20 protein-coding genes and 1 other RNA gene are annotated in these 22421 nt (G+C 47.2%); 7 read left to right on the plus strand and 14 right to left on the minus strand.

Features of this window, described 5'->3' with window-relative positions; all coding sequences use genetic code 11:
• Window positions 1–54: 54 nt before the first annotated feature.
• From N7386_RS15340 to N7386_RS15355, 4 genes are all read right to left on the minus strand, one after another.
• Complete coding sequence (locus tag N7386_RS15340; protein ID WP_279769505.1) at window positions 55–1824, minus strand: monovalent cation:proton antiporter-2 (CPA2) family protein; 1770 nt, start codon at window positions 1822–1824, stop codon at window positions 55–57.
• 223 nt (window positions 1825–2047) lie between these two features.
• Window positions 2048–3775: a GGDEF domain-containing protein gene (locus N7386_RS15345; RefSeq protein WP_279769506.1), complete on the minus strand. Its 1728-nt coding sequence runs from the start codon at window positions 3773–3775 to the stop codon at window positions 2048–2050.
• A 63-nt stretch (window positions 3776–3838) separates the two neighbouring features.
• Window positions 3839–4051: a hypothetical protein gene (locus N7386_RS15350; protein WP_086904596.1), complete on the minus strand. Its 213-nt coding sequence runs from the start codon at window positions 4049–4051 to the stop codon at window positions 3839–3841.
• 44 nt (window positions 4052–4095) lie between these two features.
• Window positions 4096–4887: an SAM-dependent methyltransferase gene (locus tag N7386_RS15355; RefSeq protein WP_279769509.1), complete on the minus strand. Its 792-nt coding sequence runs from the start codon at window positions 4885–4887 to the stop codon at window positions 4096–4098.
• A 403-nt stretch (window positions 4888–5290) separates the two neighbouring features.
• On the opposite strand from N7386_RS15355, the gene bamE reads away from it, so the two are divergent.
• Complete coding sequence (gene bamE / locus N7386_RS15360) at window positions 5291–5782, plus strand: outer membrane protein assembly factor BamE (protein WP_039978606.1); 492 nt, start codon at window positions 5291–5293, stop codon at window positions 5780–5782.
• 75 nt (window positions 5783–5857) lie between these two features.
• Here the strand turns inward: bamE and N7386_RS15365 are convergent, their stop codons facing one another.
• Window positions 5858–6193 carry an RnfH family protein gene (locus tag N7386_RS15365; protein WP_279769513.1) on the minus strand — a complete coding sequence of 112 codons (336 nt, stop codon included), beginning with the start codon at window positions 6191–6193 and terminating at the stop codon, window positions 5858–5860.
• Window positions 6183–6620 (minus strand): type II toxin-antitoxin system RatA family toxin, encoded by a 438-nt coding sequence (locus tag N7386_RS15370; protein WP_011623526.1) that lies wholly within the window; start codon window positions 6618–6620, stop codon window positions 6183–6185. Before N7386_RS15370 ends, N7386_RS15365 begins: the two co-directional genes overlap by 11 nt.
• Before the next feature lie 253 nt (window positions 6621–6873).
• On the opposite strand from N7386_RS15370, the gene smpB reads away from it, so the two are divergent.
• Together smpB and ssrA are read left to right on the plus strand one after the other, a co-directional pair.
• The gene (gene smpB, locus N7386_RS15375) at window positions 6874–7365 is read left to right on the plus strand and encodes an SsrA-binding protein SmpB (protein ID WP_279769515.1); all 492 of its coding nucleotides are present in this window, start codon (window positions 6874–6876) and stop codon (window positions 7363–7365) included.
• 72 nt (window positions 7366–7437) lie between these two features.
• Window positions 7438–7792: a transfer-messenger RNA gene (gene ssrA / locus N7386_RS15380) on the plus strand.
• 365 nt (window positions 7793–8157) lie between these two features.
• Here the strand turns inward: ssrA and N7386_RS15385 are convergent.
• The 6 genes from N7386_RS15385 to N7386_RS15410 form a co-directional block, all read right to left on the minus strand.
• Window positions 8158–9858: a hypothetical protein gene (locus N7386_RS15385; protein ID WP_279769516.1), complete on the minus strand. Its 1701-nt coding sequence runs from the start codon at window positions 9856–9858 to the stop codon at window positions 8158–8160.
• A 9-nt stretch (window positions 9859–9867) separates the two neighbouring features.
• Window positions 9868–12102, minus strand: a complete 2235-nt coding sequence (locus tag N7386_RS15390; protein WP_279769518.1) for a hypothetical protein — start codon at window positions 12100–12102, stop codon at window positions 9868–9870.
• A 761-nt stretch (window positions 12103–12863) separates the two neighbouring features.
• Window positions 12864–13166 carry a heavy-metal-associated domain-containing protein gene (locus N7386_RS15395; RefSeq protein ID WP_011626837.1) on the minus strand — a complete coding sequence of 101 codons (303 nt, stop codon included), beginning with the start codon at window positions 13164–13166 and terminating at the stop codon, window positions 12864–12866.
• On the minus strand, window positions 13163–13480 hold the full coding sequence (locus N7386_RS15400) for a hypothetical protein (protein WP_086904600.1): 318 nt from the start codon (window positions 13478–13480) through the stop codon (window positions 13163–13165). The genes N7386_RS15395 and N7386_RS15400 overlap by 4 nt, the downstream gene beginning before the upstream one ends.
• A gap of 16 nt (window positions 13481–13496) precedes the next feature.
• The gene (locus N7386_RS15405) at window positions 13497–14636 is read right to left on the minus strand and encodes a transglutaminase domain-containing protein (protein WP_279769522.1); all 1140 of its coding nucleotides are present in this window, start codon (window positions 14634–14636) and stop codon (window positions 13497–13499) included.
• Window positions 14637–14884: 248 nt separating this feature from the next.
• Entirely contained in the window at window positions 14885–16156 is a 1272-nt protein-coding gene (locus N7386_RS15410) for a hypothetical protein (protein ID WP_279769524.1), read from the minus strand.
• 255 nt (window positions 16157–16411) lie between these two features.
• Between N7386_RS15410 and N7386_RS15415 the strand changes: the two genes are divergently transcribed.
• From N7386_RS15415 to N7386_RS15425, 3 genes are read left to right on the plus strand one after another with little or no spacing between them, the layout of a single operon-like run.
• Window positions 16412–16795: a RidA family protein gene (locus N7386_RS15415; protein WP_086903343.1), complete on the plus strand. Its 384-nt coding sequence runs from the start codon at window positions 16412–16414 to the stop codon at window positions 16793–16795.
• Between the two features lie 20 nt (window positions 16796–16815).
• On the plus strand, window positions 16816–18090 hold the full coding sequence (locus tag N7386_RS15420; RefSeq protein WP_279769526.1) for an L-serine ammonia-lyase, iron-sulfur-dependent, subunit alpha: 1275 nt from the start codon (window positions 16816–16818) through the stop codon (window positions 18088–18090).
• A gap of 41 nt (window positions 18091–18131) precedes the next feature.
• Window positions 18132–18812, plus strand: a complete 681-nt coding sequence (locus tag N7386_RS15425; protein ID WP_279769527.1) for a PAS domain-containing protein — start codon at window positions 18132–18134, stop codon at window positions 18810–18812.
• A gap of 78 nt (window positions 18813–18890) precedes the next feature.
• On the opposite strand, the gene N7386_RS15430 is transcribed toward N7386_RS15425, so the two are convergent.
• Window positions 18891–20489: a hypothetical protein gene (locus N7386_RS15430; RefSeq protein ID WP_279769529.1), complete on the minus strand. Its 1599-nt coding sequence runs from the start codon at window positions 20487–20489 to the stop codon at window positions 18891–18893.
• A gap of 200 nt (window positions 20490–20689) precedes the next feature.
• On the minus strand, window positions 20690–21604 hold the full coding sequence (locus tag N7386_RS15435; RefSeq protein WP_011626843.1) for a DUF368 domain-containing protein: 915 nt from the start codon (window positions 21602–21604) through the stop codon (window positions 20690–20692).
• 238 nt (window positions 21605–21842) lie between these two features.
• Between N7386_RS15435 and N7386_RS15440 the strand changes: the two genes are divergently transcribed.
• Window positions 21843–22337 (plus strand): hotdog fold domain-containing protein, encoded by a 495-nt coding sequence (locus N7386_RS15440; protein WP_011626844.1) that lies wholly within the window; start codon window positions 21843–21845, stop codon window positions 22335–22337.
• Window positions 22338–22421: the final 84 nt, after the last annotated feature.

Raw genomic sequence — 22421 nt, forward strand, 5'->3', positions numbered from 1 at the left:
CCCATAAACAACAAGAGAGCCCATCGGCTCTCTTGTTTGTTTTAGCTGGCAGACTTAACTGACGTTTTCCCGGTCACCACGCATCAGCGACTCCAACTCGGCTTTCCCCTTAGTGGATAAATCAATCAGCTTGGCTAAATCATGTTGATGGGCTGCACTGGCGATCACCAGCTTTTTATCGTGCTCGGCAAAAATCTTCACCCTTTCATTGGCTTGTACCTGTGATAAGCCTAAGCCCTGCAAAATCTTCTCACTGGCAGACAAAGCCGAACCAAAGGTTTCACGGAACACATCGGTCACCCCAAGGCTCATTAATCGATAGGCATGGTTACGGTCACGCGCCCGAGCGACAATATTGATATGGGGGAAATGGGTTTTCACCTGCTGGGCAATTTCAATCGAATCCTCAACATTATCAACGGCCAGCAGCAACAAGCGCGAGCGCGCAATCCCGGCCGACATCAACATATCTAAGCGTCTGGCATCGCCAAAATAGACCTCACCACCGTATTTGCGGATCACATCCACATGGCTGGCATCCTTATCTAAGGCCACAAACGGAATGCCCGATGACGCTAAAATCCTCCCAGTGATCTGCCCTACTCGTCCAAATCCGGCGATCACCACCTCAGACTCAGTCACATTAATGGTATCGGGCAAACGTGTATCCACCACCTTAGGTTTAGTGGCTCTAAATAGTGTGAAAATCATCGGCGTGACTGCCATGGATAAACCAATGGCGAGCACTAAGATTTGGGCGATTTTATCATCAACTATGCTGGATAATTGCGCCTGTGACAGCAGCACAAAGGCAAACTCCCCCCCCTCGGCCAAGATAAGGCCTAGGGCAATACTCGGGCGCCATGTATGGTGTCGTAAACGGCCAAGCAGCATCAGCACTAGGGTCTTAATCAGTAACATGCCCAGTAAAATCGCGAGGATAAGTAAGGGATCGGTTAAAAACAGCTTGAGATCCATACTCATGCCGACCGCCATAAAAAAAAGCCCAAGCAGTAATCCCTTAAAAGGTTCGATATCGGTTTCGAGCTGATGTCGGTAGCTGGAGTTCGCCAGCATAATTCCGGCTAAAAACGCCCCCATACCCGCCGATAGCCCCAGCCACTCCATCAATTCGGCGCTGCCCATCACCAGCAATAGTGCAAAGGCGGTTAACACTTCACGAACCCCGCTGCTGGCAACGAGTTTAAGTAACCGCGGCAACAGATATTTGCCCACCAACACAAAGCCCACTAATGCCACACAGGTCCAATACCAAGGCACCGCATGGTGCTCAATCTGGGCCGAATTAGGCGCAAGGTAAGCGGTTAATAGCAACATGGGGATCACGGCGAGGTCTTGCATTAACAACACCCCAAAGGCATCGCGACCCAGCGGAGTGGTCAGTAGTCTATGTTCGCTCATCAACTGCACCGCAAAAGCCGTCGATGACAAGGATAACGCCGCGCCCACCACTAATGCTGCCTCAATGGATAAGCCAAATCCCCAAGCTAAACCGCCAATTGCCGCCCAAGAAAGGAGTAACTGACCACTGCCGAGACCAAAGATGGCGCTGCGCAGTTCCCATAACTTGCTCGGATTGAGTTCAAGCCCGAGCACAAACAGCATCAACACCACACCCAGCTCGGCAAAATGCAGCACGGCTGCGGGATCAGACACCAGCGCCATGCCTCCTGGGCCTAAAATCACCCCAGCAGCGAGATAAGACAGAATCGGTCCTGCGCCAAAACGTTTGCCCAAGGGTACAAAAATCACCGCGGCCAATAAAAATAACAGTACAGAAGTGAGCAGACTCGACTCTTCCATTAGGGCTCCACAACGTTAGCGAAAGGCAAAAATAGGGGTATGACCTTAAGCGAAAAAAGCTTCGGCTACCGCTGGCAATCATACTCTAGTTATGCAGGAAAAAGTGTGAAAAATTGACCTAAAAATCATCGAGAAAACGCAAGAAATAACCGAAAAAGCGAAAGAAGAAAACCGCGTTACATTAACCTAAACAGTCAGTTACACAGACAATACAACTCGTATCCTACTGCCTTGCCAACTGGCTGGTAATATTGGTGGCGCGTTTATCGGAGGCTAAAGCGTCCTCATAACAGAATACACTGTTACGACCATTCGATTTTGCGGCATACAGTGCCATATCGGCACGGTGTAGTAGAGGGTCTAGGCTTAAGTCTTCTTTTGTCATACCGCTAACCCCAAAGCTCGCGGTGATAGTAAATTTATGCCCCGACAGATGCGTATCAATGGCTTCAATTCGGCTTCGGCATTGTTCGGCAACTTCCATCCCCTTAGATTCATTGGCGTAAGGCAAGAATAGTGCAAATTCCTCACCGCCAATCCGAGCAAACACATCACCATTGCGCACATGGGGTTTTAACGCCTCAACGACTTTTTTCAGCGCCCAGTCACCCGTACCATGGCCGTAGGAATCATTAATCCGTTTAAAATGGTCTAAGTCGAATAAAATCACGCAAAAATCGCCCCCTCGGGCAGCGGCTTGCACAAACAGATTTTCACCCAGGTCTTGCCCTGCACCACGGTTAAGCACGCCCGTCAAAGCATCCATTCTGGCCATGCGCATAAAACGCCGTTTTTGCAAATTGCCCACGACTAACAAAATCGCGAGGAAAAACAGCCCGCCCACTAATATCGTGATAAACATCAGCATATTAGTGTATTCACGTTCTTTTACCGTTTGCTGAGCGATGTAAAGTTCACGCTCTTTATTCAGCAAGTTGATTTCACGCGCCTGCTCATCGGCATTAAACTTAGCCGCCTGATAAGCAAGGGTTTTCATCTTAGATTGGTCAAAAATTAGTTGATTATAATGTTGCTCTTTTCTGGAGTATTCATAGGCTTGCTCAAATTGTTTGTCCGCCGCCATCAACTCGGCAAACACTTTGTAGGCAATATGCTTATGTTCGATATAACTATTATCATCGGGAAATGTGAGCACCTTAACAGCGTGACTTTTTGCTTGCACCAGTTCACCCGTTGCAAAGTAATTCTCGGCAAGTAGTGCATGCACATGGCTGATTTCTAATTGAAATTGAAAAGCTTCATACCCTTTTAACGCTAATAGCAAAATCGCTCTCGCGCCTAAATAGTCACCTCGCTCCTGCAATACCATCCCTTTGCCTTTCATCGACATAGTCGCCAAAAGGGGAAATTGTTTCGCATCACAATATTCACGGCTATCTTCGAAGGCATCGAAGGCGTCAGGACTTTTTACACCGAGCAAGTAAATCGCCCGCAGCAATTTGGCATGGCAAATATCGCGAACATCGGTTTCCTGAGCGAGTTGTAACACCTTATTGGCATAGAGGCCCATATCGCTATAAGCGTCCATTTCAGAATAAATATTGGCAATTCTTAGATAGGAGTGACGTTTAATCGTAATATCATCGATATTCACCACTAGGGCTAATGCTTTGGCGACAGCCGATAAAGCTTTGTCATAGTCGCGCATCCCTATATATACCGTGGCTTGATAGCTATAAACCGATGCTAATAATTCAGAACTTGTGATTAAGGTTTCGGCCTGATGCAGATCGTCTAACGCTTTGGCATATTCACTGACAAAAATATAACTAATGGCTCTGTCAATTCTTAGTCTGCCTTTTTGTGTCGGGGTTAAACTGCTAAATGCGGTCTCATATTCGGCCAGTTTTTTCTGCGCAGCGCTAAGATCTGATTGCAGTAATACATCAAGCTCATTGAGTGCCTGATCAAAATCGAGAGAGTTAGCCATCAATGCTGTCGAACACAAAGCAAAGATGGCTAATAGGGCACAACGTAACCGTTTCAAGATAAGTTAATTATTACCATGATTCACTAATAAGAAGGCTTGATAGTCTTGGTCGCCACTTAAGGTTTTGAGCTTTTCCATATCACCAGTCATTACAGCGTTAATTTCTTCATCAGTTAATCCGTGGGCACGCATCACCGCCTCGGGATTCTGCTTATAGTCTTCCATTAACTGCGCATCTTGGCCTAGCTGGGTAAAAAAATCCGATAATGCAGACATGTTTTTTCCTTATTGTTAATAATGACTCAGTATCACACTTCAATTTAGCCCAAATCTTCGGGACCGATCCCTAACTTAGCCAAAATAGCATAGTTGTACTCTAGCTTTTTTGCTGGCGGAATTAACAACGTACTAATCGGCGTTAAGTGTGCTTGGGGTAAATTCGCTAAAGGTAAACGCTCGATACGCGGGGCTTGGATTGGCAAATTGGCCGCTTCGTAAATGACCACCTCATGGTCGAGGGGATACCATTGGTTCAACTGCTCCACGAGGATCTGCAACCTATCACTCGAGGTATGAAATTGGGTTAGGGTATGTTCGCCCGCAATCGCAATTTGCCAGAGTAATAAGTGGGTGGTGGGATCGGGCACATGGTTGAAAAACATAAACTGGCTGGCTTCAAAGCTTTGATGCCCGGAGTTGCCAGGGTCAATCCCTAAGTCGGCCCACAGGCAAGCTTCGGCCGAAATCCCCGGCTCCATCTTGGCCGAAAAACCTTCTGCCTTGGCGCAAGTTATCGCCATATGGGATACACAGGCAAACACGCCCGGATGACCATAGAGTGCACACACGGTTTTTTTACCCGCTCTCACCGCATCTAGAATGGCATTGACCATTTGTTCGTAGGTGTCTCGACGATTTTTAACTTCACCATTTTGCGCATAAAACTGCTGCAAATTGATGACATTGGAGTTGATTTTCGTCAACCAACGCTGCGAAAAACCGTCGGGTAAGAGTGAAAATACAATATCGGCATGTTCAATATAGCTGCGGCTTAATACGCTAATTTGCCCCGCGAGCTGTAACCCCGTACCCACACAAACGAGTGATCCCAATGGTCTCTCCTAATAATGCTCTGCCGCAGGCTTATTGATGAACTCAAACCGTTACCTTGATAGCAACCGCGAAACCCTATGCTACTCCCTAAAGTAGCGAAAAAATGCTAACACCATCAAAGTAAAACACTTTCACAACTTTACCCATGTTTTCACAACATTGCTACATGACTATTTCGACTTTGCTTAACTTTACGGTTTTTCAGCGCAATTTACCGTGGGGCAGCTTATTTAAGCCCAATGATCAGCATAAAAATCTTCACTCACAGCGAACTAAAACGCGCCGCTTAGGTCGAAAACTCACACAATTGCAACGATAAGCGCCGCAACGCCCAATTACCCTTGTCATAAGGGGGAGTGCTTGGGTATGATGGCCGCCAGATTTTCAGAAGTAGCGCATACAATGATCAATAAAAAGCAAAGTCTTACCCTGCTGAGTGCCATTGCGCTCTCAGTTTCGCTCAGTGCCTGTAGCGTGTTTGATTGGCTGATCTATAAGCCCGATATTCCGCAAGGCAACTACATGGAGCCGCAACAGGTTGAAAAGTTGCGTATCGACATGACCAAAGAGCAGGCCGAATACATTCTTGGTCGCCCAGTACTGCGTGACAGCTTTGCCGATGACACTTGGTATTATGTGTACCACTATAAGAGTGGCCGTGATGCGAGCATTACCCACAAAGAACTGATCCTGCACTTTACCGGTAACAAATTAAGCTTAGTGAAGGGCGACTATGAATTAAGCCCAGAGTTTAATACACCGCTTGAGCAGAGTAAGTTACCCATGGCCAACACAGCTGAGTCTGCGCCGCTCGTGCCAGCACAGCGCCCAGATGAAAAGCCATTAGTGAAAGAAAATCAAACCGAAGCGCAAGTTCAAAAACCAATCAAGTAAGCATACTGGTTTAACACTTGCCTTAAACACAAAAAGCGCCCATGGCGCTTTTTGTTTATTCGTGTTGCCGACAGATTAAGACCCCCGTCCACCGGTCACTTTGTTGGCACGACCTTCATCCTTGGCCTTATCGGCACGGCGACGGCGCACATCCTTAGGATCGGCGATCAGCGGGCGATAAATCTCCACTCGCTGCCCCGGTAAAATCACTTGGTCATGCTTAACCACATTGCTAAACACCCCAAGCTTTACCGTTTCTAAATCAATCTCAGGGAAAAAACTTACCATATTGCTCTGACGCACTATGTCAATCGCGCTCGTGCCGGGCAATACGCTAACCGAAATCACCTTTTGCTGAGTCGGCAGCGCATAAATAACATCGACGACGAACTTATCTGCTTCATTTGTCACTGTAAATTACCTTAGCACGGCTGGTAAATGCCGTCACCATAGACACCATAAGATCATTAAACACTTTACCAAAAGCCATATCGACCAATGAGCTGGAAAACTCGAAATTTAAGTCAAACTCCACCTTACAGGCATCTTCCGTCAACTCGGTAAAACGCCACTGGCCGAATAAGTGTTTAAAAGGCCCATTTTCAAGTCTTAACTCGATACTCTTTCCCGGCACCACCTGATTGCGCGTGGTAAAGGTCTTACGGATCCCCGCCTTACTCACATCGACCGAGGCCACCATGGTTTTACCATCAAACTCAAGCACTTTACCGCCAACACAACCGGGTAAAAACTCTTTGTACGACTCAACATCATTGACTAAATCATACATTTGCATCGCACTAAAACGAACTAACACACTTCGAGAAATTTGCGGCATAGGGCTTGGCACTCTCAATCTAAGTAAACACGCTGTCTCAAGCGAACTCCGCGCGCCCTAATCTCTAGGGAAGCTAACAAAATTGGTTTGGATTCTACCACGATACTTAAAAAACGCACCCCTCACATATCCCTATGATGACTAAGCAAAACCGCATAAAAAAACAGCAATAAATTGATGGGGGCTTGAAATAGCTCAAATAAACCCTTATATCCATTTCAAATTGATTCACCGTGCGTATAATGGCGCCACTATGGTAAAGAAAAACTCAAAAAAAGCCGCGCCTGCGACGATCGCACGTAATAAGCGCGCAACCTTCGAATACCGTTTCGAAGAAAAAATGGAAGCAGGCCTGTCCCTCATGGGATGGGAAGTGAAGTCTATCCGCATGGGTAAAGTGAACCTATCGGACTGCTACGTTTTCTTAAAAAATGGCGAAGCCTTTATGCACGGCTGTACCATTATTCCGCTCAATACCGCCTCCACCCATGTGGTGTGCGACCCTATACGGCTCAAAAAATTACTGTTAAGTCGTAAAGAGTTAGACAAACTAGCAGGTTTAGTGGAACGTCAAGGCTACTCGATTATCCCTATCTCCATGTACTGGCGTAAAGGGGCTTGGGTCAAAGTAGAAATCGGCCTAGGTAAAGGTAAAAAAGACCACGACAAGCGTGAAGATACCAAAGCACGCGAGTGGCAAGTTGAAAAAGCCCGCGTAATGAAAAAGGAAAAAACGCGCGGATAATGAACAAACGATTGAACTTGCAGCAAATGATACTAGGTTATCGCCACGCTACGAGTTACAATCAACTTTCTTGGGGGCGATTCTGGATTCGACAGGATTCACGAAACCCTGGGAGCATGCCGAGGGGCGGTTGGCCTCGTTAAAAGCCGCAAAGTTATAGTTGCAAACGACGATAACTACGCTCTAGCCGCTTAATGCCGCTAGCCATCTACCACACGTTTCGCACATGGGCAGTGGATTTGATGGTCATCTCACATCGTGCTAGCGAGGGAACCCTGTCCGGGGGTGAACCGCGAAACAGTACCGGACTCACCGTGTGGGATCCTGTCTTTCGGAGTTCAAACGGTTAAACAATAGAAAGACTAAGCATGTAGCGCCTTGGATGTAGGTTTTCTGGACGCGGGTTCAAGTCCCGCCGCCTCCACCAAATAAAACAAGGACTTAGCAGAAATGCTAAGTCCTTTTTCTTTTCAGTGTCCACAAAATGGCTACATCGAGATATTGCCCACTTAGCTCTTAAGATTTAATGCTCATTATTTTCTTGTACCCAAAAGATGACCTTGTGCATTTTTTAGTTTAACTAATGCACTTTCATTGTTTATTTTGTAAACAACCCCAAATGCATCAAGATGTGGCCAATATAGCTGCACATGGGACTACTCAAGAGATATATTTCGATGGGCAGGCAGTTGGGGGAATTACCGGGGCAGAAAAATTTAGCTCAAATCCAAACTGACAGCGCCCCTAAAAAATGAGCAACGGCCAGTTTAGATCTGAGCGAGTACAGATACGTTATTGGCCCACATCGACACCATTTTGATAATGGTATTCGGATGAGGCTTCGCCGTTGAAGTAGTAAACCAACTTGCCGTGTAACTGGTTATCAACATACTCTTCGCTTCGCTGCAGGCTGCCGTCTTCATTGAAGCTGTAGCTTTTCCCTTGCAAAAGGCCTTTGTTATCGTATTGCATCGTACCCAATAAGTGGCCGTTAGCAGACATGGCTCGCCACGGTCCCACTTCGTGCCCAGCTTGGTATTGGCCGTGCCATAACTTCACCTCGCTGTAGCTGCTCTCATCTTGTACTAACCATTTGCCTTCACGCTGGCCGTTAACATACTGGCCTTGGGCTTGCAGTTGTTTATCGAAGCCTCGCTGTAAAAAAGCGCCATGCAGCTTATTGTTTTGATAAAACGCTCGATACATTACCGTGCCGTCGGCGGCGATATCGCTCTGCTCGCCGTTGAGCTGTCCTTGTGAATTAAACTGTTCGATACGCGTCGAATCTGGATTTTGAGTGACCCACTTACCAACCTTTAGATCCGATTGATATTGCCCTGTGACAAAACTGCCATTTTCGGCGTTATCTTCACGAAACGCGCCGTGCATTTTGCCTTTACTGTAATTTATCCGCCTGAGAGAGCCATTCCAACCTGCGCCGACATACTCCCCTTCGTAGCTGCCTTTAACTCGCTCTTCTCGTTCAAGCAACTCGCCTGCCCTATCAAAACGCTGAAGCAGACTCCAGTCTTTTACGGTATCTCGCTGATATTGATAAGTTAACTTTCCACTCTCATCGAAGCGCTGCTCGTTGGTTATATGGCCTTTCGCGAGATATTGAGTGTCAATTTGAGAGGTCACATGGCCTGCACTCGCATAGGTTATATCCTGAATTTCACGGCCTTTTGCATCGTATTTCTGCTGCTGGGCTAACCGCCCTTGCGGATCAAAACGTTGTTGTATCCCTACCTGCTTATCATGCTGATAATGTTTAATTTCTCTAGGCACATCGGCGGCTTGGTAAACCAACACTTCACCATGTAATTTTCCTTTGATGTAAAACTCTTTAGTGAATAACCAGCCTTCTTTTGTCCAGTAAAGGCGCTCGCCTTCTCTTTTACCCGCGACCATATTCACGGTTTGCTCTGGCTGACCATTGCTATGGAAGCTTTCATATAAGCCTTCCATTCCCTTAGCGCCATAGGTTACCCGTGTTTGCAGCTGGCCATTGTCAAAATAACTTTGCGCTAATCCAGACTCCACTCCATTCGCATAATGTTGATGGTCGCGTAATTGACCATTGGTGTGGTAACGTTTTTGCTCACCGTGGAGCCTGCCATTCAGATATTGGTACTCACCTGAGCGTGTTCCATCTTCCCAGTAATACAGATGCGTTCCCTGATAACGCCCTTGTGCATCGCTACGTCCCTTGCGAGAGAGTTGACCATTGGGGTGATAAAATTCGAAATCACCGACGATAACACTCTCCGCTAAATTGGGGCCGTTGACTGTCCCCTTAAAAACGGGTTTATCCGTCTCTACATAAAAAAGCGTTACTGGCCACACGCCCTCTTGCTCAGTCGCTTGCTGTTTCTGGTAGTAAATAGCCTCACTAGGCACCGCGCTAGGCTGCCATTGTTCGTCGAGTAAGATGCGTTCAGCCAGCACATTAAACGATAGAAATAGTGTAGATAATAGTAATAAGGCTCTCATATCAGCTCCTTAAGGTAAGGCTGGTAATGTAGTAACCCACTGTTTATTAACGGGCTCGCCGCTAACTTTCAGGTATTCAATCGCCTGCACTCGCCCTTGCAGCTCAAACCAACGGTCTTGATGAAGCACTTGCTGTAACGGCCGTTGATAAAAATCGTCGCGCTCCCCAGGCATAAAAGGCGCGAGAGGAATGTTCTGCGCATTTAAAAAACGATAATGGCGCATCACCTCACCCACGGTTTGCGTGGTATCGAGTTCTGGCAATTGAGTGGTATCAATCAGCCAACCTTGCTTAGGTTGATACGCAAGCGCATGCCATTCGGGCGTCCCCGTACAGCTCAAGGCACTGCTGACTTTAATATCGTAAAAATTACGACGGATCCCATCGGCACTGGTGAGTTGATATAGAACCGTCTTATCAAGATGTTCCGCCATACTGTTTTCGGATTTAATCTGCGTCCATTGCAAGCTGTGGCCGTCAACTTGGGGGGCGTCCAGCACAGTTAGCGAGCACACGGCGGCTTGCTCGGCGCTTAACTGTAGGCTCAAGCCATACTTAGCCACCATTTGGGGTTCGAGTAAGGCGGGATCGGCGACTAATGCCTCTTGCGGCTTATCGTAGCGCGCATACATATCATCACGGTAAAGCGTGCGCTGATCCACAGGGGGATAAGCGACGTTATTCATGTAATCCCCCATTGGAATAAAACGAACATCTTGAGTCAGTTCGCTACTCTCATCCGGTGTATTCACATAGATGGTTAGCGCCTGTGGCTCGGCCGGAAAACTAAACAAGGTGGTGGGTTCAAATTGCATCGATGCAGCTAACCCCAACATATTGCGTTCGGCTGAGGTTAACCAAGCAGGTCCCTCTACCGACGGCGATTGGTACTTCATCATGGCGCCTTCGGCACCGTCAAATCGCCCCGCTAACCAAGATTTATGGGTTGGGTCGCGGGATGTCAGCACATAAGAGAAGGGCTTATCGGGAATGGGAGCAAATTCCAGCTGTAAATCTTTATACTGCAAGGACACCGTTTTGTTTGGATCGGGTGTTAATGCCAGTTTAACCAGCTTAGCGCCCTGATAGTGGGCCTTAGCACGAAACTCAGTCACTTGGGAAAACAGCTCGGAGGGTTCATTCCAACCGACGAGTAAATGTTGCTCTACGGATTTATAAAAACCATCCTTTTCAGCGAAATTAAAGCGATAAATCTTACTGAGTTGTATCGGTAAAACACTGCCATCGGCACTGTGCGCGGTAATATCGGTTAGATGAAACTCTCCCGATGCTTTTAAACCTGAGAAATCATGTTGATAGGTAAGGCTGAGTTGGTCATCATAAAGGTCAAAGTAACCCGCATCGTAGGCAAATACCGCCTCTTGGGTTAAAGATTTATTGGCCTCTTCAAGTGATAATTCGGGCTGTTTTTCATACTCACCCGGTGGGAAATCGTAATCAAAAGCCACTCGCTGCGACAGGTCGCCCAGCTCACGCTCCTTAGGCACCATAATCACATTGCTGCGCATCGTCCCCTTAAAACCGTAACGCTCAAAGGGCACCTCAGCCACTAGCCCCATCTGCACCAGCCATCCTCGGTCGCGCTCGAGCATCAGTTGGCCGTATATTTTGGCTTGCTCACCTTCGCTTTCCACCTGAGCCAGAACATGCTTGTCTGTGACCTTTAACACGGTAAGCTTTGAATTAGCATGGCCTTGATAGGCCGGAAGCATCACCACAGCCCCCACTTCAGCGGGTATCGAATTAATAAAAACCGATGAGCTAAAGAGCTTTTTAAGTTCCTGCTCAAGCTCAAGGCCACGCTCTGCCAGCATGGCTTGCCAGGCTGGTTTATTTAACGCGCTAAATTCTTTAACGCTGCCATCGTGTAAATCTAATGAAAATTCAAAGCCCTGAGAGAAAATGGCATGCATTTCGGGATTTCGCTCAGCCCGTTCGCCGCTGCTCACGCCACTCCCTTGGCCATCTTGCATTTTCATATAATCGACATGCACTTCGAAGCGGCTATTTTTACCTGCCTCGAGCACCTTATAACGCAGTAATTGATGGGATGTGGTGTCCACCGTTTCATTACGGCCACCTGCCTCGACCGAGATGCGGGCAGTGCTATAGACTTGATACGCGCGCTCATCGCCTTTTTGTGGCTTAAACTCCACATCGGCATCGCCAAATGAGCAGGCTGATAAGAGAAAACATGTAACTACGCTAACCAAATACTTCATGGTTATTCCCTGTACTGAATATTAAAACGCCGCATTATGCCTGTTAATCGAACATAAATACATTTTTGAGGCGATTTTTATCGGGTTCTCTATTTGAGCGAAGCATATTATTGATGGAAAGTGAGCGCGATTTCGAATTCAATTTGCTCTGTGCTGAAGTAGAAATTCAACGGTAAAAAGAACCATATCAAGCATCCCCAAATAGGATTGCAGCAACTTACGGATAATATTCGATGACGACGCAAACGACTAAAACGATTGAACAAGGTAATATAAAGGTTGCAAAAAAGAGAATGACATATATTTTTTGAAATTATTTAATAATATCCATCACAAGCTCAATATGCAGTCGGATGTGACAAAAATACTATAAAATCAAAACCATGCCCATCAATCGCAAATATTCATCTTGTAAGCATGCTATTAGATTCTTTCCTCATCCAAGTATATTTACTAAGCAGCATCGATAAGCCTCTAGCTCAACATAATGCAATGCTGTTTATTGGTGCCAATAACAGGCCATGGGCGATATCGCATATGATTGCTGGCAGTAAAATAGCCACATTAATAACCAGAAATTTTATTCAGTCAAAAGTATTAACTTAATTAATATTAACCATGACTGTGTGAATGAACGAAATAGCTCAATATTAATATTATTCCGCTTGATAGAACCCAGCCCTGATAGCCGCTAATAAAAAAGCACAACCCAATTAAGTTGTGCCTTTTAGATTAAATACTGAAGCGATATTGAGCCAATATCAGCTCTGCTTTTCGACCTTATTAATGCTGCCTTTGTAGCCTGTGGCATCGACGGCGGTAATCAACCTATCGAGGTTAAAATCATCGGCGACTGTGACCACAGCCTGCTCGGTTTTCAGGTTCGCCTTGGCTTTGAGCACCCCATCGGTTTTGCGCAGCGCCTGATTAACGACGGTAACGCACAGTGGGCAGGTCATGCCTTTAACATCGAGTGTCACCTGCACGTTTTCCGCCCAAGTGAATGGCGTAAACCCCAACGATGTGATGAGCACAAGTCGTGCAATACGTGATAGTGGCTTCATTCGAACACCTCAAGTAGCCAAGGTAAAACAAAGGGATACAGTTGGAACGCCAGCACAATAGGCACAGTCAGCCAATAGGCTAATAGCATTTGTCCTCGGCTAAATGTACCGGTACAGAGCGGCTTTTTCGCAAAGTACAAGCGCCAAAAACCCAGCAAGATCAACCCTGTTGATAGGAGCAACATGGGCACTTGTAACCAAGCTAAGCTCGATAACCCCGACAGCCCCGCCGCAGACACGCCAAACACTAAATAGATTAAGGGCGCAATGCAGCAAAGGCTAGAGGCAACCGCCGCAACAACTGCGGCGGCCATGGTGGCAAGCAGCGGTTTAGCGCTGCTCGCTTGACTTGTAGTCATAGGCGAAGACTTTTGGCTCATAGTAATTAACAGGATCGCCGTCCACTTCGGCATAGGGATAACCAAAATTGTTCAGTGGAGTCTGCTCCGCCACGGGGAATAAGTCAAAGTCACGGCCGTAGTTAAAGCCAACCCAATTCATTTCCCAGTTACCAAACAGGTAATCATTCACCGCTTGTACCGCAGGATCGCTATGCTCCTTCTTCTCAGTGAGGCGCATTTTAGTCACATCCGCAGGGTCGGCGGGTAACCAACCATAACCCGCTAAGTAGAACATGGCACGGCAATGTTGACCACCCGTCACATCGGCAAAGCCCTTATCATCGGCACTACCAAAGGCTTTTTTGGAATAATGGCCCATTTTGATGGCTTGGCCTAAACGAATACCAAACATTTCACGGGCAGGCACACCGACAGCGCGCATCAGCGCCACAAATACTGAGTTGATATCGGTACACTTACCGCCGAGTTTGCCACTTTCAAGAATGGCGGCCACATCGCCACTGCCACAACCTATGACATCGTTATCACGATACATGTTGGCGCTCACCCAGTTGTAAATTAACTGTGCTTGCTTGAGCGGCTCGGTTTCTTTGCCCACAATCTTATCCGCCGTTTGCTTCACAATACCGTCTACAGGCATATGCTTGGTTGGCTTAAGATAAATGGCGACGTCGGCAGGATACTCAGGCTTAGCTGGCGCACGGTAATGGGCTAACTCGCCACTTTTAACGGGTTCCCAATCTTGGGTTTCTATCACTAATTCTAGCGTTAGGGTCATCTTGCCCTTGGCATCGGGCCAAGTGGCAAACAGGGTTTTAGCGCCATAATGGTTATTGGCACTGATGTAGGCATCTTGATAAGTCCCACTAAAGTTAAGTTTTTCAACCTGCTGGAAAGCCGTGTTTTCGGGGAGTGGCACCCATAACTTCACCACGCCCGCAGAACCTTCTGGCGCGACGAGCTGATAGGTATTGGTTAAGGTAAAACAGCGGCGACCACAGGTTTTATCGGCCACCGCATGGGCTTGCGTCGACGCCGCCAACACTGGCATCACGGTTCCTGCCGCCGACAGAATGGCTGCACCCTTTAAAAAATCACGTCTTTGCATTAGGCATTCCTTAGTTTGATAAGCATTAGAAAAAAAGATACCACTAAAGTAGTTGCCAAGGATTATAGAAAGTTATCGATCGGGCACAATCACCAAATTTCATCCAGCGCGAACAGCATGACAAAAACCACTACCAGCGCACAGAGTCACCCATTGCCAAGGGGACGACTAAGACAATTTGTCCCAATCACAGACAAAAAAACAGGCACAGCACAACTGCCATACCTGTTTGTAAAGGAGGTAAATCATTAACTAAAGGCAAGCAGAGGAGAGACGCATAACAGTAAGCCGGTGACGATAATGATATACAGCGACACCCCTTTATATTTATGCAGCGCAGGCACTTGATAGACCAAATAGGCCGGGATCAAACATCCCACTAAACCGAAGATTGGACTACAGATAGAGGTAAAACTCAGCACAGGGGCATTTAATACAATCGCCCCCCACGACAGTAAAATAGTAAAGATCATGATGCCGTAACCCACTAACGACTTATTGATCCGCTCCTCGGGCATCACTCGGCGCAGCATATTCATGGTCAATCCCTGACACGCCTCTCTAAACCCTAAATACACACCAAAATATGCCGTCATTACCGCAAAGATATTTAAGGTCAGGCTAAGCAGTTTTAAGGTTTGTCCTGGCATGCCTTGAGCCACCATGGCTAAAGCGGAGATATTTTCATGGGAAGCGCGCACCGCCTGCTCATGTCCCATGGCTAAGGTAAAAGACACAGCGTAGAAAAACACCACCACAAACAACACCCCAAAGGCAATGTTCATCGCACGCATCGCCTTAAAGCGGGCAACGGCAAGGGATTTTTCCCGCGAGCGGTAAGAGATCACCATAGGGCTTAAACTTTGGATAAATAGAATCGATGTCAGCGTAAAGGGCAACATCACAATTGCATCCTTTAGCCAATCGTCGGCGCTGGGTACGCTACCGATATTATTGATATCCCACTTATCGACCATCATCAGCCCGAGTACCGCCACCACACCAAGCTTGGTCAGCACCATAAAGGTGGAGATCTTAAATAACAGGTTTTCACCACGGGAGGCCAATGCGACTAAACCGCAGATCAGCGCTAGGCCATAGAAGGGATTTTCAGATAACAATGACGTAGTCGCGCCAAAGCTTTGTAAAAAGGAGGCGCTATCATTGGTGATGGCCGTGGAATACACAAATACCCAAATCACCAACATAATGAAGTACAAGCCGCCGAGTAAGATGCCCCAGTTTTTGCCCAGATACCCCGAAATCACACTCGGATAATCCTTACATTCAGGCGACTCGGCCAAGGTATTGATAAATAATCGCTGAAACAAATACATGGCAGGATAACCAATCACGCTGGAGAGCAAAAATACCCACAAGCCCATCAACCCCACCTGCACTGGCAAAAATACGATCCCGGCGCCAATCGCCATGCCAATACTCATAATGATCCAGCCCCAATCCGTACTGTCGAAGCGAGTATCCTCTTTCCATTGTGCCGCCGTTAGCCTTGCATCCATATCTCATCCTAACCGAGTTGATGTTAATTTTTGCAAATATATTTGAACAAAACAAACTCAGCAAACAAAATACTCAACTTTTGTTGAACAAAGTGCCATCGCTCACAATTCAGCCCAAAACCCGCCGAAAGACGCATAAACTCGTCTTTACGGCATGAAACATTAAAAAATAATTGCAACCAAACCAAAATATGCAAATAATATTGCACATAGAATTTCGATAGCATTCAATTTTATTTGCAGATTGGAGAGATAATGAAAAGCATCATTCATGCAGAACGTGCCCCAGCCGCGATTGGCCCTTATTCCCACGGCACCAGTTATGGCAACCTGATTTTTACCTCTGGGCAACTACCTGTATGTAAAGAGAAAGGCGGCGTTGTCGATGGCGGGATCAGCGAACAATCTGTGCAATGCCTTGAGAATCTGAAATACGTGATTGAAGCCGGTGGTGGCAGCCTAGAAACCGTGCTTAAAACCACCTGTTACTTGAGTGAGATCAGTGACTTTGCCGCCTTTAATGAAGTCTATAAAACCTATTTCAAAACCGACTGCCCTGCCCGCAGCTGTTTTGCGGTAAAAGATCTTCCACTGGGTGTCAAAGTGGAAGTAGAAGCCATCGCCCACGTTCACGCATAAATTGGTAAGGTTGTAGCCCGATGAAACCTCTATGGCAGCAATACATTCAGATCATTAACCAAGTGGTTAAACCCGCCTTAGGCTGTACCGAGCCGATTGCCGCGGCCTATGCGGCGGCCGTAGCACGCACCTTATTACCGGTAGAACCCGAGTCAATTGCGGTGCAAGTTTCTGATAACTTATATAAAAACTCGATGGGCGTTTATGTCCCAGGCACAGGTAAAATCGGTCTTGCTATCGCCGCAGCCGCAGGCGCGCTTGCAGGCAATGCCGATGCGGGATTAGAAGTCTTGGCCAACGTGACACCTGAACAAGTGGCACAGGCGCAAACCCTTATCGATGCGGGTAAAGTGAAGGTTGAGCGTACCGAGACCGACGAATTTATCTATTGCTGCGTGAGCTTAACCGCTGGCGAACAAGAAGCCATGGTAAAAATCTGCGGCGGCCATACCTTAATTGCCGAGAAGCGCTTAAATGGTGAGTTAGTCTTTACCGCCGATAGCGCCCAAGCCAAGGCCACAGGCTCAATTTGCGACGGCGTCGATATCAATATTGAATCGATTTACCGCTTCGCCCAAGAAGTGCCCTTCGAAGAAATCCAATTTATTCTTAAAGCCTCGGAATTAAATAGTAAATTATCCGATGAAGGCATGTCCAAACCCTATGGCTTGGAAGTCGGCCGTACCATGAAAAACGGCATTGCCGCTGGGATCATTGGTGAGGACTTACTCAATAAGATTGTGATGCTCACCGCGGCAGCTTCGGATGCGCGTATGGGCGGTGCCAATCTGCCTGCCATGAGCAATTTAGGCAGTGGTAACCAAGGGATTGCCGCGACGATCCCTGTGGTGATCACCGCCCAGTGTTATAAAGTCAGCGAAGAGAAACTGGCTCGCGCGCTGATCATGAGCCACCTCGGGGCGATTTATATCAAGTCCCACTATCCACCGTTATCGGCATTCTGTGGCAATACGGTCACCAGCGCCGCCGCCTCAATGGCCATGGTGTATTTAGCGGGCGGCAGTTTCGAGCAATCCTGCTTTGCGATTCAAAACGTCATCAGCGACAGCTCGGGCATGGTCTGTGATGGAGCCAAAGCCTCCTGCGCCATGAAGGTCAGTACCTCATCGAGTGCGGCGGTGCGCTCCTTCTTAATGGCGCTCAACAGCCAAAACGTTTCGGGCCAAGGTATCATCGCCAAAGATGTTGAGAAAACCATTAAGAACATAGGCAAGATGGTACTCAATGGCATGTCATCTACGGATGTCACAATCATTAACATCATGTCTGAATAAGACGGTTATTCCTGATAAGCTGCTGAAAAAGGCCGAATATTGTGAAATTGCAAGACTTAACCCAAAGCGATCTGGATATACTCAAGTCCATCGAAAATATCGTCGATGGGATTGCCGCCATGTATGGCCAACATACAGAGGTCGTGCTGCACAGCTTAGATGCTAAGCACCCTTCTGTGATCAAAATTGCCAATGGTCATGTCACTGGCCGTGAGGTCGGTGCGCCCATCACGAACCTGGCCTTGCTTAAGCTCAAAACGGGTCAGGATATTTCCAACTCTTACCTTACCAAGTGTGCCAACGGTAAGACATTACGTTCGATAACCACAGTGATCCGTAATCCTAAAAACCTGCCGATTGGGTTGCTGTGCATCAATACCGATATGGATGCGCCGCTGCAATCTGTGCTGCGCACTATGATGCCAGAGCAGCTCCTCGGCAGCGAATTGACCAGTTCGCCCGAGGTGTTTGCGCGAAATATTGATGAGGCGCTGCACAGCACTATCGATAGTGTTAACCACGAGGTGCGTGCGAATCTTGCGATTTCCCCTTCACAAAAGAGTCGTGAAATTGTCAATCAACTCCATGAGTTAGGGATTTTCGAACTCAAGGATAGCGCCCAAGTGGCCGCCACGCGATTAGGGATTTCTGTGCATTCCATTTACCGCTATTTGCGTGAAATTAAAGCCAATCAGGCAGAAAGCGAGAAAAGCCTCGCTTAAAAACAAAAGGGCTAAGATGTTCATCTTAGCCCTTTGTTTTTATCCGCTTGCTAGCTTTAAATGGGATTGCTCATTAGCTTAGAGCACATTGCTCGTTCTACCTGTTACATCCCAAGCCTGTACCGTGCCATCGTCCATAAGGGCAATCACATCCAGTAAATTACTGCGAATATCGCGCATATGACTCAAATCAACGGCTTGCTTATCTAGCGTCACCGCGGGATCTTCCCGCATCCATACTGCAATCGAGCCATCTTGGCGTTTAACCGTAAAGCCTAACCCCGTAGGGAAAATATCCGTTGCTTGAGTAATGTCAGTTTTGGGGCCAGAGTGGCCATCAACCACAGTGCCATCCTGCTTTAAAAAGGCAAACTCACGTTCATAAGTCACCACTTTGCTTACCTGAGTGACCTCTTGATAACGCGGCTGGTTTTCTGCCAATTCCCATCCTTCCCAAGCGATAGCCGTATTATCCCTACGTAGCGCGACAAATCCTTCATCAATGGGATAAACCTTATGCACGCTTTGTAACTTATCCTTAAGGACTGTCGTATCAGCACCATGGTATTTACTGCCCCAAACGATAAGTTGACGACCTATGGTTAAGGCGGCAAACGCGTCATTATTGGCAAAAATATCAATCACTTTATTGGCGCGACTTGGACGAGATAAGCGAGCAGGAAATGGCACATCATACTCAGTTAACTCCCCTTCCCCCCACGCATAAATGCTGCCATCAGCCAGTAACGCCGCAAAGCCATTTTTAGAAGGAACAACTTTCACGGCAGGCGCAAGCTGGCTAAGCTTTGCCACTTGCTCACGGCCTTTTTGCTCCTCTCTTACCTTACCCCATGACACCAATCTGCCCGTCGCTGTCATCGCGGTAAAAGCATCATCATTAGCATAGAGTAGTTTCACATTGTTAAGCGCTGAGGCGACTTCGCGACTATCGCCACCATAATTAGCCTGCCCCCATGTCACTACTGTTCCATCCCGTTTTAAGGCGGCAAAAGCCCGATAGTTAACAGATACAGACACGACGTTAGTCATCGCAGGCGCGGCGTGCTTACCAGAGCCTAGCTCGGCAGTTGATGCATCTTCAAAAGACCAACTGACGACACTTCCATCTTGCTTAATGGCGGCATAGAGCCCCTTAGCCGCAACAAAATCGCGCACATCATGCAGTACAGGTCTCACCCCTCGAGTCCAAGGCATAGTTTCATCGCCCATTCCCCAAGGGATCAGTTTGTGGTCATGGGTTAACGCGGCAAAGCCGCAGGTATCCTCTGCCGCATACAGCTGTTTTACATTAAGTAGAGGCTCGGCGGCGTTATTGCTATCGCCACCACACTCGCCATCACCCCATGTGACTACAGTACCGTCTCGTTTGAGCGCCGCAAATGCATTGAGATTGCTGTAGATTTGACTCACATCGGCTAATTCTGCAGGCATAGGGATTTTGGACGAAGTCTCAGCAATCTCAGGGGTGTTTGGCTCATCAATCAAGACATTATTCGCGAAAGCGGGTGTTCTGTGAGCCTGAATAGTGTCAGAAATTTGCAGCTTTAACTCTGGGGATATTTCAGAATCTTGCTTATCTATGATTAAGTTAACCACATGACCTAAGGCAAAAATGGCTAGCGCCACGCCAACCCAGGGGACCTGTTTTTTTTCCACAACTATATCCTTATCGTAACTGCAAACTCTCACTGAGTTTAAACGGATGCACAACATCGACTGCTTGCACTCTGAGGCGCGATTGTAACTTAACGGACCAGCAAAATAACATTGCCCAAAAGTCGAGTACATTCCATCGGCCTTAAAACATAAAAGCAGCGAATATCGCTGCTTTTATTTATATCATCCACAGGATTGGCTTAATCCCGTTTGCCGACCTTCTCTAAACCCCAAACTAAGGCGATGGCCGCCAACATACACACAACAGCTAACATCAGCTGTGAAGGTTGGCCCGTCACTTGTTCAAAATTCAGCGGCGAAATATTTTGCTCCAATAACGGCACTTGTTCACCGTGGGAGTTAGTACGCCAGGTTAAGGTTTGTTTCCAAGGCCAAATTTTACCTAAGGTGCCGAGCATCAAGCCCGTGAGAAACACTACGGTCGCATCATGGTATTTACGCAGCAAGGCCGAAAGTAAATGGCTAAAGCTTAAAATTCCCAGCAAAGCGCCAACGGCAAAACAGGCCAAGATATCGATTTGGATATTTTTTGCCGCCGCGAGTACCACTGGATATAAGCCGAGCAGCAATAAGATAAAACTGCCCGAAATCCCCGGTAATACCATGGCACAAATGGCAATCGCACCGCCGAAGAAAATATTTAAATAGCTGGCCTCGACCGATACAGGGTTCAGTACAGTGATCACCCAAGCAGCCAGAACCCCTAAGGCAAATAATCCCAAACGCGCCAGCGTAAAACCACTCACCTGTTTAAGCATGTGCACCACAGAGATGATGATGAGGCCAAAGAAGAATGACCAAATCGGAATGGGATGTGCCACCAGCAACCAAGAAATCAGTTTAGCGAAGGTAAAAATACTGGTCAGGATGCCCGCTAATAGGCTCAGTAAAAATCCACCATTAATATGTTCAAACGCGCCTTTAATCCCCTGCGACTTAATCACGCCCCAAAGGGAAGGATTAATACGTTTAACGCTTTCGAGCAAGGTATCGAGAATACCGGTGATAAAGGCGATAGTGCCACCCGAAACCCCAGGCACCACATCGGCGGCCCCCATGGCCATTCCCTTAAAATAGGTCAGCAAATATTTCACTGTGAGTCCTTGTAGTTAAATCATTATGACGTGTCATTGATGACAAATTTGTCGTGATTATACGGTGTTAGCGTAAAAACCGCGAAATGAAGTTTACTTAATTCGGCCGACTGGCATTTAATGTTATCCCAATGTTACACTCATCCGACCAGAAAGAAACAGGCACGCCGCTAAGCATTAAAAAATATCAGCGGCCCAAGACTAACACCTTAAGTTTGCACTCCGATGAAGGATAACCATGAGCCCTAACGCACAAACCCCAAACGCTAAGCCCAATAAGGTTCTCGCGCTCTACCATAAAACCCAAGGCTTACCCTTTGGCCAAAAAATCTTCTCCATCATGGTATCACGCATGGCGCCTTATTTTGGCACCATCAAACCACTGATCACTGAATTACGCCTTAACCGCTGCGCTTGTCTGATTAAAAAACGTCATGCCGTTCATAACCATATAAAAACCGTGCATGTTATCGCCATCTGTAACGGCTTAGAAATGGCGATGGGCGTGATGGCCGAAGCATCGATTCCGGCTCACCTGCGTTGGATCCCTAAGGGCATGAGCCTAGATTACACCGCCAAGGCGGGCAGTGATATTTTATGTGTTGCTGAAGTCACGCCAGAGCAGTGGACGCCCGGCGATATGTTGGTGCCCGTTACCGCCTACGACACCCAAGGTGTTGTGGTCGTGAAGGGGCATATCAAGTTATGGATTTCAGAAAAGCCGCAGAAGTAAGCCAAGCTTAATCATCAATCGAAATCACCACTTAGGTTGTCTTGCTCAACGCTTGCAGGCTGCTATGCTAAGCCAAACAACCTA

It is taken from the genome of Shewanella sp. GD04112, assembly GCF_029835735.1.
In the GTDB taxonomy this organism is placed as follows: domain Bacteria; phylum Pseudomonadota; class Gammaproteobacteria; order Enterobacterales; family Shewanellaceae; genus Shewanella.